At 58.9% G+C, this 13,380-nt stretch carries 13 protein-coding genes and 1 tRNA gene; 4 read left to right on the forward strand and 10 right to left on the reverse strand.

Annotated features, from left to right (window positions below; translation table 11 throughout):
- Positions 1-160 precede the first annotated feature (160 nt).
- Positions 161-2,215 (reverse strand): ATP-dependent DNA helicase RecG, encoded by a 2,055-nt coding sequence (recG, locus tag BUB60_RS01290; RefSeq protein ID WP_073075828.1) that lies wholly within the window; start codon positions 2,213-2,215, stop codon positions 161-163.
- A 189-nt stretch (positions 2,216-2,404) separates the two neighbouring features.
- Here recG and BUB60_RS01295 point away from each other — a divergent pair, with 189 nt between their 5' ends.
- Positions 2,405-2,890, forward strand: a complete 486-nt coding sequence (locus tag BUB60_RS01295; protein WP_073075829.1) for an HD domain-containing protein — start codon at positions 2,405-2,407, stop codon at positions 2,888-2,890.
- 315 nt (positions 2,891-3,205) lie between these two features.
- On the opposite strand, the gene BUB60_RS01300 is transcribed toward BUB60_RS01295, so the two are convergent.
- The 7 genes from BUB60_RS01300 to BUB60_RS01330 all read right to left on the reverse strand — a co-directional run bounded on the left by BUB60_RS01300 (position 3,206) and on the right by BUB60_RS01330 (position 8,690).
- On the reverse strand, positions 3,206-3,739 hold the full coding sequence (locus BUB60_RS01300; protein WP_073075830.1) for a biotin transporter BioY: 534 nt from the start codon (positions 3,737-3,739) through the stop codon (positions 3,206-3,208).
- A 53-nt stretch (positions 3,740-3,792) separates the two neighbouring features.
- Positions 3,793-4,779, reverse strand: coding sequence for a biotin--[acetyl-CoA-carboxylase] ligase (locus BUB60_RS01305; protein WP_073075831.1), 987 nt, complete (start codon positions 4,777-4,779; stop codon positions 3,793-3,795).
- A gap of 204 nt (positions 4,780-4,983) precedes the next feature.
- Positions 4,984-5,058: transfer RNA gene (locus BUB60_RS01310), tRNA-Cys, on the reverse strand.
- Positions 5,059-5,129: 71 nt separating this feature from the next.
- Positions 5,130-5,996, reverse strand: coding sequence for a patatin-like phospholipase family protein (locus tag BUB60_RS01315; RefSeq protein ID WP_073075832.1), 867 nt, complete (start codon positions 5,994-5,996; stop codon positions 5,130-5,132).
- A 37-nt stretch (positions 5,997-6,033) separates the two neighbouring features.
- On the reverse strand, positions 6,034-6,531 hold the full coding sequence (locus tag BUB60_RS01320; protein ID WP_073075833.1) for a VOC family protein: 498 nt from the start codon (positions 6,529-6,531) through the stop codon (positions 6,034-6,036).
- A gap of 230 nt (positions 6,532-6,761) precedes the next feature.
- A complete protein-coding gene (locus BUB60_RS01325) occupies positions 6,762-7,589 on the reverse strand; it encodes a DUF1906 domain-containing protein (RefSeq protein ID WP_073075834.1) in 828 nt (275 codons plus the stop codon).
- A gap of 138 nt (positions 7,590-7,727) precedes the next feature.
- Positions 7,728-8,690, reverse strand: a complete 963-nt coding sequence (locus BUB60_RS01330; protein WP_073075835.1) for a substrate-binding domain-containing protein — start codon at positions 8,688-8,690, stop codon at positions 7,728-7,730.
- 467 nt (positions 8,691-9,157) lie between these two features.
- On the opposite strand from BUB60_RS01330, the gene modA reads away from it, so the two are divergent.
- Genes modA through BUB60_RS01345 form a run of 3 tightly spaced genes read left to right on the forward strand, consistent with a single transcriptional unit; the run spans position 9,158 to position 11,770 of the window.
- A complete protein-coding gene (gene modA, locus BUB60_RS01335) occupies positions 9,158-9,991 on the forward strand; it encodes a molybdate ABC transporter substrate-binding protein (protein ID WP_073075836.1) in 834 nt (277 codons plus the stop codon).
- Positions 9,992-10,015: 24 nt separating this feature from the next.
- Positions 10,016-10,714 (forward strand): molybdate ABC transporter permease subunit, encoded by a 699-nt coding sequence (modB, locus tag BUB60_RS01340; RefSeq protein WP_073075837.1) that lies wholly within the window; start codon positions 10,016-10,018, stop codon positions 10,712-10,714.
- Positions 10,715-11,770, forward strand: a complete 1,056-nt coding sequence (locus tag BUB60_RS01345) for a sulfate/molybdate ABC transporter ATP-binding protein (RefSeq protein WP_073075838.1) — start codon at positions 10,715-10,717, stop codon at positions 11,768-11,770.
- 57 nt (positions 11,771-11,827) lie between these two features.
- Here the strand turns inward: BUB60_RS01345 and BUB60_RS01350 are convergent, their stop codons facing one another.
- Complete coding sequence (locus BUB60_RS01350; RefSeq protein WP_242941110.1) at positions 11,828-12,316, reverse strand: GNAT family N-acetyltransferase; 489 nt, start codon at positions 12,314-12,316, stop codon at positions 11,828-11,830.
- Positions 12,317-12,469: 153 nt separating this feature from the next.
- On the reverse strand, positions 12,470-13,303 hold the full coding sequence (fdhD, locus tag BUB60_RS01355) for a formate dehydrogenase accessory sulfurtransferase FdhD (RefSeq protein WP_242941111.1): 834 nt from the start codon (positions 13,301-13,303) through the stop codon (positions 12,470-12,472).
- Between the last annotated feature and the right edge of the window lie 77 nt (positions 13,304-13,380).

Raw genomic sequence — 13,380 nt, forward strand, 5'->3', positions numbered from 1 at the left:
TGTTTAAATGTCAGCCTTATTATAAGGGGGAAAAAGGTCGAATTCAACACAATTGTCTTATTTTTGTCACTATTACAGTAATTCTGTTACACTTTTGTATATTTTTTGCCTAAATTTTCATTTTTATTCCCCACTTTACGACAAAACATCGCCCGCATCATCAGTTCAGCGTATTCGCCCGGAGCTCGAAAAGGGTGTCGATTCTCTCCTTCATGGCCTTGTTGGCGGGCCGCGACAGAGCGGGGTCCGCCTTGAGCACCTCCGACGCTGCAGCCTGTGCCGTGGTCAAAACGTCCATGTCGGCGGCAAGGCTGGCGATGTGCATTTCCGGCAGCCCGTGCTGGCGCGAGCCGAAGAAGTCGCCCGGGCCGCGCAGCTTCAGGTCCTCCTCGGAAATCTTAAACCCGTCGTTCGTGCTGCACATGATCTTGAGCCGCTCCCGCGACACCTCGCCGCCGGCGCCCTCGAACAGGATGCAGTAGGACTGGTGCTCGCCGCGCCCGACCCGGCCCCGGAGCTGATGCAGCTGCGACAGGCCGAAGCGGTCGGCGTTCTCCACGACCATCAGCGCCGCGTTCGGCACGTCGACGCCGACCTCGATCACCGTCGTCGCCACAAGGATATCCGTCTGGCCGGCGGCAAAGGCCGACATGACGCGCTCCTTTTCCTTCGGCTTCATCCGGCCGTGGACGAGGGCCACCCGCAGATCTGGGAAAATCTCCTGCTGCAGTCTTGCGGCATACTCCTGGGCGGATTTCAAATCCGCGTCCGCCGTCTCGCTCTCCTCCACCATCGGGCAGACGACGTAGACCTGCCGGCCCTCGCCGACGAGCTTGCGCATAAAGTTATACGTCCTCTGGCGGAGCTTCTCGCCCGCCGTGTACGTCTCCACCTTTTGCCGGCCGGGCGGCAGCTCGTCGATGACCGATACATCCAGATCGCCGTAAATGATGAGCGCCAGCGTGCGCGGAATGGGCGTGGCCGACATAACCAGCACATGGGGCGAATCGCCCTTTGCGGTGAGGGCCGACCGCTGGCCCACCCCGAAGCGGTGCTGCTCGTCGGTCACGACGAGCGCCAGATCGAAAAACTCCACGCCCTCCGACAAGAGCGCGTGCGTCCCGATGATCACGTCGAGCTCGCCGAGGCGAAGCTGCCCCTGGACGGTTTTCTTCTGCTTCGGCGTCATGCTTCCTGTCAGGAGCCCGACCTGGATGCCCAGGGGCTCCAGAAGCGCGCTCAGAGAACGGTAATGCTGCTCGGCCAGAATCTCCGTCGGCGCCATAAACGCCGACTGGCAGCCGGACTTCCAGGTAAACCAGCAGCACGCCGCCGCCACGACGGTCTTGCCGGAGCCCACGTCGCCCTGCACCAGCCTGTTCATCGGCGTGGGCCGCTTCATGTCCGACACGGCCTGCTCGATAGACCGTTTCTGCGCGCCGGTGAGCGTAAAGGGCAGCGCGGCGTAAAAGACGTCCATATCGGCGTCCTTCAGGCCGCGGCCGGGCTTAACGGTCCTTATTTTGCGGATGACCCCCATGGCGGCGGAAATAATGAACAGCTCCTCAAAGATCAGCCGCCGCCGCGCGATCTCCAGCGCTTCAAAGCTCAGGGGAAAATGAATGTTTTCATAGGCATACCGCGCCTGGGCCAGCTTGTACCCCTCGCGGACCGCCTCCGGCAGATAATCCGGCAGCGCCTCGCCGCAGGCCTCCAGTCCCTGACGGGCCGCGCCCGCCAGGATGTTCTGCGACAGCCCCGCCGTCAGCCGGTAGACCGGCATGATCCGCCCCGTCACGTTGCGGGTCGTCTCTCTTTCAAACACGGGGTTCGTCATCTCAGGCCGCCGCGCCGTGCCGGCCACCTTCCCGTAAAAAACGTATACCTCGCCGGGCTTGATGGCGTCCTTCACAAAGCTCTGGTTGAAAAATGTGATGTCCATCGCGCCGCCCTCGTCCACGACGCGGACCTTGACGAGGTCCAGGCCCTTACGGATATGAGACAGCCGCGGCGCCGCGGCGGCCATCGCCCGGATGCAGACGGTCTCGTCCGGCACGGCCAGGGAAATCGGCTTGATGACCGTCCTGTCCTCATAGGCGCGCGGAAAAAAAGAAACGAGATCGCGCAGCGTCTGGATTCCCAGCTTCGCCATCCCCTTGGCCCGCGCCTCCCCGACGCCCTTGATATACTGTATATCCGTCGCCAAATCCGCCACGCGCTCCCCTCCTCTACGATATACATATACCGGATTGTAACATATGGAGGGAATTTTTGCAAAGCGCGGCTACTGGCGGCTTGAAGATTGACGGTCTCGGATGTATGATGGATGAAAACACATTTCCCCGGCGGGCCGGGCCCATGCTGCCTGTCGCCTGGGGAAAACGGGCATAAACGGAGGTACCATATGAACAGAGTCACACAATTACAAATCGAGCTCCTGAAAATAATAGACGCGCAGGATGCGACCATCCGGCGCGACGAGACGCTGGACTGGGAGCGCCTGCACATGGCCTCCTCCGCCAGGGTCGCCTGGCTGCTGGCCCTACAGCGCGGCGTTGACCCCGAGCTTGCCGCCGCGGCCGCCGCCGTCCACGACTACGGGCGGATCGTTACCGGAAAACAGCCGGATCACGCCGAGGCCGGATACCTCCCGGTGCAGGAGTTTTTAAAGAATACCGGCCTTTTCACGGCGGAAGAGATCGCCGTGATCGCCCTGGCCGTCAAAAACCACAGCAGTAAAACCGTCGTCGGTACGCCAGTCGAGGAGATCGTCAAGGACGCCGACGTCATCGACTGCTATCAGTATGGCCTGCCTTTCGACCGCCCTGAAAAGAAGGACCGCTATGAGGCCTGGCTCCGCGAAACAACCCATGCCGGAGCCCCCGCCTAGCTGCCCGGCGATAAAAGCCGTCTCTCGATCCATATGTGCGAGAGAAAAAAGAGGCGATCACAGATCGCCCAGCTTGTCGAAAAACCTGCCTGAAGAGGGCAAAGCCTCGCAGAGTTTGCCGCCGGAGCGGCAAATAAATTCAAAATCGTCACGCAGGAGGACATGCGCCTCCGGAGTGCCTCTTCTCATGCAGCGCGCGGCTGAGCGCGCTGCATGCACCCCCTTGTCGATAAAGCCCAAAGGGCTTTATCGACAGTCTGAGGCGATCACAGATCGCCCCTGCGGGATGGCGGTACCATGCCGGGCCGCCGGCGGCTATGCACGCTGCTTTTTGAGCGTTTTGCGCAGGATCGGCGCGATGACGGACGCGGCGATGATCTTTATCGCGTCGCCGATGAGGAACGGCACCACGCAGGCGGCCAGCGCCGCCGCAAACGGGACATGCTGGCTCACGGCATACCACAAGGTTCCGCAGGCGTACAGTGGAAGGGCTCCGAGCACCATCGCCACCGGATATGCCCATCTTTTCTGCTCGAACTTATCGACGAACAGCCCCGTCACGAGCGCCATCGGAATGTAGCCGATAATAAAGCCGCCTGTCGGGCCGACGATTCTGGGGACGCCCGCGCCGAAATTCGAGAAAACCGGAACGCCAATCAAACCGATCAGAATATAAACGCAGACGGCGAGCGTCCCGTACTTCCAGTTCAGCGTCGATGCGGCTATGTAAATAGCAAAGGTCGTAAGCGTCAGCGGTATCACCCCGAATACCGGCGGAAGCGGAATCGGAGATAACACGCAGATAACAGCCGTAAACAGCGCCGCGAAGACCATATTTCTTATTTTCATATACTATCCATCCTTTTATATAGTTTCATCCCATCCCTGCGGGTCCTTCCCGACTATGCGCTGTACGGCCGGATACTCACTTCCCCCGACGACAGCGCCTCGACCGTATCGTCCTCATACCGGACCACAAGCCGGCAGTCGTCGTCCACCCGGAGCGCGCGGGCCCGCCGCACAGTGTCGCCGGCAATGACGTCCACGTCCCGGCCGACGACAAACGACCGGGCCTGATACGCGCCGATGAAGCGCTTGCCGGAGAGGCTTTCATAGAAGGCTGCGAACCTTGTCAGGATCTCCGCGATCAGGCGGCTCCTGGCCTCCGCTGCCGGCGCGGCGCCTTCGTAGACCGCGCCTACCTTATCGGCGATGTCCTCCGGGAAGCCCGAATCCGGCGCCGTCACATTGACGCCGATGCCGAGGACAGCGTACTCCATGCCGCCGCTCTCAAAATCGAAGGCGCCCTCCGTCAGAATGCCGCAGACCTTTTTCCCGCGGCAGTAGACGTCGTTGACCCATTTGATCCCCGCGCCGACGCCCGTCACGGCCTCGATCGCCTCGGCCACGGCAACGGCGGCGGCGGCGGTGATCATTGTGACCTCCTCAGCCCTGCCCTTCGGGCGCAGCAGCACGCTGAAATAGATGCCCGTACCGCCGGGAGAATAGAAGTTCCGGCCGAGACGTCCGCGCCCGCCCGTCTGCACTTCGGCGACGACGACGGTCCCCTCAGGGGCGCCGGAGGCCGCCTTCTCCTTGAGTACCGTGTTCGTCGAGGTCAGCGTCTTACGCACCTCGACGTTGAACTGCCCGCCAAGCTGTCCGAGATGCTTCTCGATACTTGCTTTCGACAGAATGTCGCTGTCATTGCCCAGGCAGTAGCCCTTATTCGTTACCGCCGAGATGTGATGTCCGTCCTCCTGCAGCGCCTTGACCGCTTTCCAGACGGCGTTACGGCTGACGAACAGCTTGTCCGCCAGCTCGTTTCCCGAAACATATCCGCCCTTATTGTTTTCCAGAGTCTCCAAAACCTGATCTTTTAAGTCCATTATTATCACCTGCAGCTTAAGCTTTGCTCAGTATAAAAGGAAAAAAGCTCATTGTCAACCAATCTTACGTTTTTGGTGACAATAGGCTTTTTCATTGCGTCAAAAGCTACCCCGGCTGTGCCCGTGATTCGGATAAAGCTCAAAGGGCTTTATCAACAGCGTGAAAAAAAACCGGAGACAAACGTCTCCGATTCTTTCTTTGATTGGAGGCAGCACCCGGAATTGAACACGGGGATCAGGGCCCTGCAAGCCCCCGCCTTAACACTTGGCTATGCCGCCGCGGTACTACGGGGTTATTTTATCACCCATAAGCTGCCATGTCAACCGCATTCATGACAAAACCCGGCGCATTACGGCGTGAACAGCCTCTTGATTTTCGGCATCAGCTCTTTTGCGGCCTTGTACCCCGCGTCCATACACGTGACCATCTCGTCAAAGGTCAAAACGCTGGTGGATTCGGGCAGCTGCGGCGTGATCATGAGCGTTTCGCCGCTGGCCCTGTACTCACTTAGGCAGCCCATCAGGACGGACAGGGAGTTGGTGCAGACGTCAAGGATGTTGGCGTCCGGCTTCATCGGATAGTTTTCCGATAAATCGACGGCCAGCACGTTCGGCTCGCCGGCGGCGATCAGCAGATCAACGGGCACCACGTCCGTGACACCGCCGTCCACAAGGCACATGCCGTCTATCAGCTTCGGCTGAAAAATTGCCGGCACGGCGCTGGACGCCCGCATGGCGGTGCTGATTTTGATATCCGTCTTCCAGACGACGTTTTTCATCTGGCTGACGCCGTTTAAGGAATTGACATAGGCAATCGTCTTCCGGCTGTAAAGGTCGACGGCGGTGAGGACCGTCCGCATTTTCAGCGCGGAGATATTCTTGCCCGCTGTCAGCCCCTCAAGATACCGCTCCAGCTTATCTCCCTTTAAAAACCCGGAAAACCTGATCGGATTTCCCCGGAAAAGCTGGACGATGGAGCCCAGGATACCGACGTAATCGCCGTCCACAAGCGTCGAACTGTTATTTGCCAGCTCGATGACCTTCTCCTTCATCTCGCCCGCCGTCATTCCCACAGCGTACAGCCCGGCGATGATGCTCCCCGCGCTTGTGCCGGAGACGGACGAGGGCAGCATGCCCGCTTCTTCCAGCGCGCACATGACGCCGACATGGGCGGCCCCCCGCGCTCCCCCGCCGGAGAGCGCGATTCCAAAGCTCATATCAAACCCTCCTATGATTATTCATAGGAGATTTATATTATGCCTCGCCGCGGAATTTGCCTGTACACAGCGGAATCTTCGGCCCGGCCGCCGTCCACTTCAATATTTCGACGATATTCCCTTCCGGGTCCGTGGCGTAGACGATATCGAGCTTCCTGCCGTCGGGGTATGTGGCCGTTTCCATCGTACCGACGGCGCCGCCGCCGGCGTCTAAAAGCGCCCGCAGCGTTTTGGCCACGTCGTCTACGGCAAAGGCAATGTGCGCCAGTCCGCACCTGTTGATCGCCGTGCCGGCGCTGGGGATCGTCTCACCGTACGTAAAAATCTCGAGAGTCGGGGTGTTCTCCTCAAAGCCGGGCAGCGCCAGATGCTCCCCGGTGATGTGAGCGCCCCTGATGCCCGTAATGGCGTCGACCCACGCGCCCTTCAGCTCGCGCTGCTGCCCGATGCTCCGGCATCCGAAGACCTCCTTGTAAAACGCGATGAGCTTTGCGCTGTCTCTGGCGATGATATTTGTATGGACGTATTTTGTCATGCGCTCCTCCTCAAAATCTATCCACAGGCGTTAAATCTTCTTGTCTGAGCGGCGTTTCAGCCGCTACCGGCTCAGTATAGTGCATCGCCCCGGTGATGTCAAATTGCAGTAAACGCCCCCCGAAGGGGCGTTTACTGCTGCCGATAAAGCCCAAAGGGCTTTATCGGCAAGGGGCTGCATGCAGGTTTATCCACAGTCTTAAACGCCCCCGAGGGGGCGCTTAATTTCGTTTATAGTTTATCCAGAAGGCCGAGCTTATCGAGCGTTTTATAGAGCACTTCCGCCAATGCTTCCCGCGTGAGGCATTGCTCCCAGCCGAAGTTGCCCTTTCCGTCTCCCTCGAAGAGGCCCGCCGCCTGGAGCTTGGTCACGGCCTGCTCGGCCCAGGCGCTGTGCGCGCCGCCCGTGCCGTCCAGCTCCGTCAGCGATGCCCTCGCCTCGTCAATCGTCATATTCAAATCACTCCCCGTATCGCTGTAATTCCATAGGCCCGCCTCGCTGTAGGCCTCATCCAGGTCGACGCTGATTCCAGCCGCCGTCTGGCCGTTCAGATATTGATAGACGGTGGCATGCTCGGAAATCTTGCCGCCCGACCAGGAATAGGTCTGCCAGAAACCGCTGCAGGCGCCCCTGGCCGCCATGGCTTCCACCACGGCGTAGCCGCCGTACACGCCGATTTTATAGCCCTCCGTCTGCTGCGCGGCGGCCCTGAGATACGCCTCGACGGTATTCATATCCTTTTGCAAAGCGTCAAAATCGACAGCAAAAAATATTATCCCGCTTGTGGGCATATTGATTTTCTTCGCCGCCTGCAGCGCCAGCGCGCCGTCCTCAGCGCCGCTGGCGGCGCCGCCTTTCGCTCTATCCGCCGTTGTTTCAAATACGGAGAGAAGCTTGAACCCGGCATCCGTCAGGATTTTGGCCTCCTCGGCCGACAAATGCTTGCGGTATTTTTCCGGCACAAGATACCGGCAGACAAAGCGGTATCCCAGCGCGTAAAGCGCCGCGGCGTCCGTTTTTGTCAGGACTGTGGAGCAATCGATTCCCTTGATTGCCATACTTGCCTCCTTTCAGTTGGCAGATACCCTATTGTATGCGCCGGAGGCGCCGTTTGCCGCGGGCAGGGACGGCAGAAAAAAGACTGCCCTGTAAACAAAACAGGACAGCCCTATATATGAAATATGAACAGATGCCGGCTAGCGGCCGACGATTTTCCCGGTCTGTGTGATGTCGAAGCCGGCCGCCTTTTCGATATCGCGTTTATAGTCGTCCGAGGTCATGATCTCCAGTATCGCCGCGAATTGCGGCTTGTCCATGTCCGATTTCCTGATGATGAGGTCGTAGCACTCCGTCTGAAGCGGAACAAACGAGACGCCCGCCACGCCCTGGCAGCCCTTCTCGCTGCCCACAGCCACGTCCGCGAGGCCGGCGGAGACCTGGGCCGCAACGGCGAGATGCGTCTTGAATTCGTTGGCGTAGCCACGGATCGCCTCGCCGGAAAAGCCCATCAGCCGGAGCTTCTCATCCAGCAGGACGCGGGCGCCGCTGCCCTTTTCCCGGTTGGCGATCGTGATATCCCGCCGCCGCAGGTCCGCCCAGTCCCGAAAGCCCAGCGGGTTCCCCTCCGGGACGTAAAAGCCCGCCCGTCTCCCGCCGATCCGAACGACGACGGCCGGGATGCCGGGCATCATCTTTTTGACATACGTCACATTGTACGCGTCCTCGTCTCCGTCCCAGAGGTGCGCCGTTGCCACGTTCACCTTTCCCTGATACAGCGCGTAAATGCCGTTATAGCTGCCAAAATGCGAGCGGTAGATGGGAATACCCTCGTATTTCGTATTGAGATAGCTCACGAGGATATCCAGAGAGATATCCTGCCCGCAGATAATAAGCTCATTTCCCCGCAGGAGCTCCTCGCTCTGCTGCAGGACAGCATGCCCGTCGGCTTTGGCCGGCGAATCTGCCGGCGGGGCCGCGTCCTGCCGGTGCCGGCCCATGCTCCGCTTCAGATAGGCGTCGACCTCCAGCCTTGACACCCGCATCTGCTTTCCGACCTTGGAGCAGTCGAGGTCTCCCCGCTTGATTAGCTCATAAACGGTGTTCCGCGCAATTTTCAGGATATCCGCCACTTCCTGCACATTTAAAAGATCGCTTTCCATGGGCGATGCCGCCTCCGTTCTCGATAATACCACACGCCGCCTGCGCCCTCCGGCGCAAGACCTTTAAAGCTTCAGCGCTCACATGCGCGATATAGTGAATTCTCAGAAATCATTATATCATTTTTCGGCGCTGTGTAAATGCCGCCGGGCCTCAGGCTGTACTATGCTACAGAATAGTTGCCAAATTAACACCGAATTCAAAACAGTTTGCACATTGCTTTTTTCACTGCAAGCATTTAACATAAATTTGACTTGGCGATTCGTTAATAAACGTCAACCCATTCTCGCGCCAGCGTATATAAACATGACGAAACGACACAAAATGAATTGTAGCGGTTTATTCTTCACACGGCGACATCATAATTATACTCGTGAAGGAACGGTACAAAGCATTTCAAGCTGCCCAATTCGCGTGAAAAATGAATTGCGCTGAGATTGAAAGTCATTTATTATTGGAGGATAAGATTATGAAAAAGCTACTGTCACTATGTCTGGCGCTCGTACTCGCATTTGCCCTGTTTGGCTGCGGAACACCCACGGCGCCGTCAGAGAGTCCTTCGGCTTCCCAGCCGGCATCCACCGCATCAGCGTCCCCGAGTTCGGGTGCGGCGGCCAATCTCACGATTCTTGCCGCCGCGAGCCTGACACAGCCGCTGGACGACATCATCGCCGCCTATAAAACCGTGGCGCCGAATGTCACGATCACCCCCAGCTACGCTTCCAGCGGCGCGCTGCAGACACAGATCGAGCAGGGCGCCCCCGCCGATATCTTCTTCTCCGCGGCAACGAAACAGATGGACGCGCTCGATCAGGGGGGGCTCATCGTCACCTCGTCCAAGGTTGACCTGCTGAAAAACGAAATCGTGCTCATCGTCCCCAAGGATGCGCCCGTCAAGGTCGGCGGCTTTGGCGACGTGGCCACGGACGCCGTCAGCAAGATCGCCCTGGGCGATCCCAAGAGCGTGCCCGCCGGCCAGTACGCGCAGGATACGTTCAATTATCTCAATCTGTGGGACACGGTCAGCGCCAAGGCGACGTACGGCTCCGACGTCAAGCAGGTCCTCTCCTGGGTCGATTCCGGCAACGTGGACTGCGGCATCGTCTATAAAACAGACGCCCTGACGGACGAAAACGTCAAGGTCATCGCCGAGGCGCCGAACGGGAGCCACACGCCTGTCGTCTATCCGCTCGCCATCGTCAAGGCCAGCACCAACCAGGACGCGGCCGCCGCTTTCATCAAATATCTGCAGTCCGACGACGCTCTGTCTGTGTTCGATAAATATGGCTTTGTGACAAAATAAAAATCAATTTCGTGGGGTGGGACTTTGGATTATTCTCCGCTGTGGATTTCGCTGCGCACGGCGCTCGTGGCGACGGTATTCGCCGTCATTATCGGGATCGTCGCCGCCTATTATGTCATCAGGCTCGGCAGGCTCCTCAAGGGCATTGCCGACGGCATCCTGACGCTGCCCATGGTCCTGCCCCCCACCGTCGTCGGCTTCTTCCTGCTTGTCTTTTTCGGGATTCACGGCCCCGCCGGCCGGTTCTTCCTGGCCGTCTTCCATGAGAGAATCGTCTTCTCCTGGTACGCGCCCATCATCGCCTCGACGGTGGTCGCCTTTCCCCTTATGTACCGCACCATGCGCGGAGCGTTTGAGCAGTTTGACCAAACGCTCGTTTACGCGGCCCAGACGCTGGGGCTCAGCAACACCTTTATTTTCTGGCGGATCATTCTGCCGGGCAGCCGTTACAGCATGATCGCCGGGACGGTGCTGGCCTTTGCCAGAGGTCTTGGGGAATTCGGCGCCACCATCATGCTGGCCGGAAATCTCCCCGGCAAGACGACGACGCTCTCCGTTGCCGTCTACGCGGCGATGGCCGCCGGAGACAATGCGCTGGCCTACAAATACGTGCTCATCGACCTCGTCATTTCCTTTGCCGTCATGCTGGTCATGAACCTGGTGACGGGCGAGCCGTCGCGGCGCCGGCGCAAAAACATCCCTGCGGCGAAGGGGGGCATTTAATTGTCCCTCGAAATAGATATCAAAAAAACATGGCCGGGCTTCAGGCTCGACGTCCGTTTCAAGGCGGAGCGCGAAATCGTCGGCTTTCTCGGCGCCTCCGGCAGCGGCAAGAGCATGACGCTCAAATGCATCGCCGGTATCGTCCGGCCCGACGAGGGCGTCATCATAGCGGACGGCGTGCCGCTCTTTGACTCCGACAAAAAAATAAACGTCCCGCCCCGGCGCCGCGAAACGGGCTATATGTTCCAGAATGCCGCGTTGTTTCCGAATATGACGGCCCGGCAAAACGTCCTGTGCGCGGCCAAGGGCATGCCAGACCGCAGCCGGAAGCTTAACAGGGTCAAGGAGCTGTTCTCCATCATGGGCCTCGACGGCCTCCAGGACCGCTACCCCGCCGAGCTCTCCGGCGGACAGCAGCAGCGCGTCGCTCTGGCGCGCATTTTGATGTCGGAGCCGAACGTCCTCATGCTGGACGAGCCATTTTCCGCCCTGGACAGCTATCTGCGCTGGCAGCTGGAACAGGAGCTCGCCGTGATTTTAGGCGAGTTCGGCGGTACCTCCCTCTTCGTCTCCCACAACAGGGACGAGGTGTACAGGCTGTGCCACCGCGTGGCCGTCGTGTCCCGCGGTACCCTCGTCGCCGACGGCGACAAGTGGGAGCTGTTCAACGACCCCAGGTCCTACGACGCCTGCCTCCTCACCGGCTGCAAGAACATCTCCCCCGCCGGACCCGTTTCCGACAGGACAATCGCGGCCGGCGACTGGGACATGACGCTGGAGTGCGGCGGCAAGCCCGCCGGAGATGTCAAATACGTCGGCATCCGCGCCCACGACATCGTCCTCACCGATGCCTGCGACCTCCCGAACTGCTTTGAATTCGAGGCCGTCAGCACCCTCCGGGACACCTTCAGCTACATTCTCCTGATTCGTAAAGCAGGCTCGAACGCCGCCAAAACGCTGCGCCTTGAAATGAGCCGCGAAAAGTACGAATCGCTGAAAACACTGCCTCGCTACGTTCAGCTTCCCCCGGAAAAGCTCTTGCTGCTGGATAAATAACGCCCATGTAAAAGAGGCTGCCCTTCAATTTGAGGGCAGCCTCTTTTATTGTCAATCTCAGCCTTCCGTCTTTTGATACGCAAATCTCGGCGAGCCATCGGGGAGGTAGATGACGCCGCAGTAAGTGAAACCACATTTTGTGAGCAGACCGCGCATCGGCAGGTTGTCCTCGTGGGTGTCGACACGGACATTGCCGCATTTTTGCAGGCACCAGTCGAGGCAAAAGGCGGCAACGCCCTTTTGATGGATGGCCACGGCGATGCGGTGGACTGTGCCGTAGGGGTTTTCATTGAGCCACCTGCCGTCGTAAATCTCTTTATACGTCGGGTCCTCGCCTGTGACGAGGCTGAAAACAGCGGCGATTCTGCCGCCGTCCATGCAGATGTGGCTGAAGCCGTTTCTGATGTCCTCCAGGACGAGACCCTCTCCGGGGTAACCGTTGACCCACTGGGCCATGTTGCCGCTTGTCCTCATATAATCGCGCGCCCTGTCGTAGATATCCATGATATCCTTAAGCTCGGATGGCGCGGCCTGCCGTATGAACACTGCTCGTACTCCTTTATTTATAAATATCCAATCCGATAATAGCACAAAAGCAAAAAATATAAAATCGGCGGGCGATTCGTGCATCACCCCTACAAAGAGTCATGTCGCGCTCCGTAGGGGCGATCTGCGATCGCCCGTCTTTATTGCAATAGTTCAGATCGCCACTTTCTCCGCGCGGCACGGCGTGGCTTCCATCAGCCTGTCGGCGCCGCTGTAGACGTAGCCTGTGTCGCTCCTGGCGTAGCCCAGCAGCGTGATGTTGTACTGATTGGCCAGCTTGACGGCCGCCGTGGACGGCGTAGACTTGGAGACGATGACCGGCGCGCCCAGCCGGATGACCTTCGTCATGATTTCTGAGGTCACTCTGCCGCTGATAAAGACGATGCCGTCTTCCGCCAGCGCCATTTTCCCCTCCTTGAGGAGCGTCCCGGTCACCTTGTCAAAGCAGTTGTGCCGGCCGATGTCCTCGCTGAACACAGAGTACCCCGGCGTATAAAAGAGCAGACTGTGCACGCCGCCGATCTCCCGGAAGAGCTCGGACTGTCCGGCGAAGTCCCGCATCCGGCCCATGATGTCCTCCAGCGAGAACCGGCCGGCGCTTTCCGCCTTTTTAAACTGGCTCCGCTTCAAGGGATTGATATACGTGTAGCATTTGCCGCAGCCGGCGGTGATGCTGCGGAGGCTCTCCTGCCTTTTGACGGAGATGCCCTCCTTCAGCCGCACCATGACGGCCATGGCCCTCTCGTTATAGCAGACCTCTTCGATGTCGTCAAAGCTGTTGATCACGCCCTCGCTGTACAGAAAACCGACGGCAAGCTCCTCCTGCTGCCTGTTGAGGCAGAGCATAGAGACCATTTCCATGCCGTTGATATAGATTTTCAGGGAAATCTCGGCGATAACCGGCTTGCAGACCTCCTGCAGCGTATACGCGCCGTCCTCCCTGCTGATTTTCAGCACCTCAAATTCTTCGAAGATTTTATCTTCCATGATCATCAAGTCCAATCGAAAGGGGATTTTAAGAACTGTGCCGGCTGTCTCAAGGCCCGGTGAACGGGACGCCGGGG

It is taken from the genome of Sporobacter termitidis DSM 10068 (genome assembly GCF_900130065.1).
GTDB lineage: Bacteria > Bacillota > Clostridia > Oscillospirales > Oscillospiraceae > Sporobacter > Sporobacter termitidis.

Bases quoted from the DNA above. Each gene is read 5' to 3' on its own strand.
- BUB60_RS01295 (WP_073075829.1), top strand. From the start codon at position 2,405: ATGAACAGAGTCACACAATTACAAATCGAGCTCCTGAAAATAATAGAC.
- BUB60_RS01300 (WP_073075830.1), bottom strand. From the start codon at position 3,739: ATGAAAATAAGAAATATGGTCTTCGCGGCGCTGTTTACGGCTGTTATC.
- BUB60_RS01305 (WP_073075831.1), bottom strand. From the start codon at position 4,779: ATGGACTTAAAAGATCAGGTTTTGGAGACTCTGGAAAACAATAAGGGC.
- BUB60_RS01315 (WP_073075832.1), bottom strand. From the start codon at position 5,996: ATGAGCTTTGGAATCGCGCTCTCCGGCGGGGGAGCGCGGGGGGCCGCC.
- BUB60_RS01320 (WP_073075833.1), bottom strand. From the start codon at position 6,531: ATGACAAAATACGTCCATACAAATATCATCGCCAGAGACAGCGCAAAG.
- BUB60_RS01325 (WP_073075834.1), bottom strand. From the start codon at position 7,589: ATGGCAATCAAGGGAATCGATTGCTCCACAGTCCTGACAAAAACGGAC.
- BUB60_RS01330 (WP_073075835.1), bottom strand. From the start codon at position 8,690: ATGGAAAGCGATCTTTTAAATGTGCAGGAAGTGGCGGATATCCTGAAA.
- modA (WP_073075836.1), top strand. From the start codon at position 9,158: ATGAAAAAGCTACTGTCACTATGTCTGGCGCTCGTACTCGCATTTGCC.
- fdhD (WP_242941111.1), bottom strand. From the start codon at position 13,303: ATGGAAGATAAAATCTTCGAAGAATTTGAGGTGCTGAAAATCAGCAGG.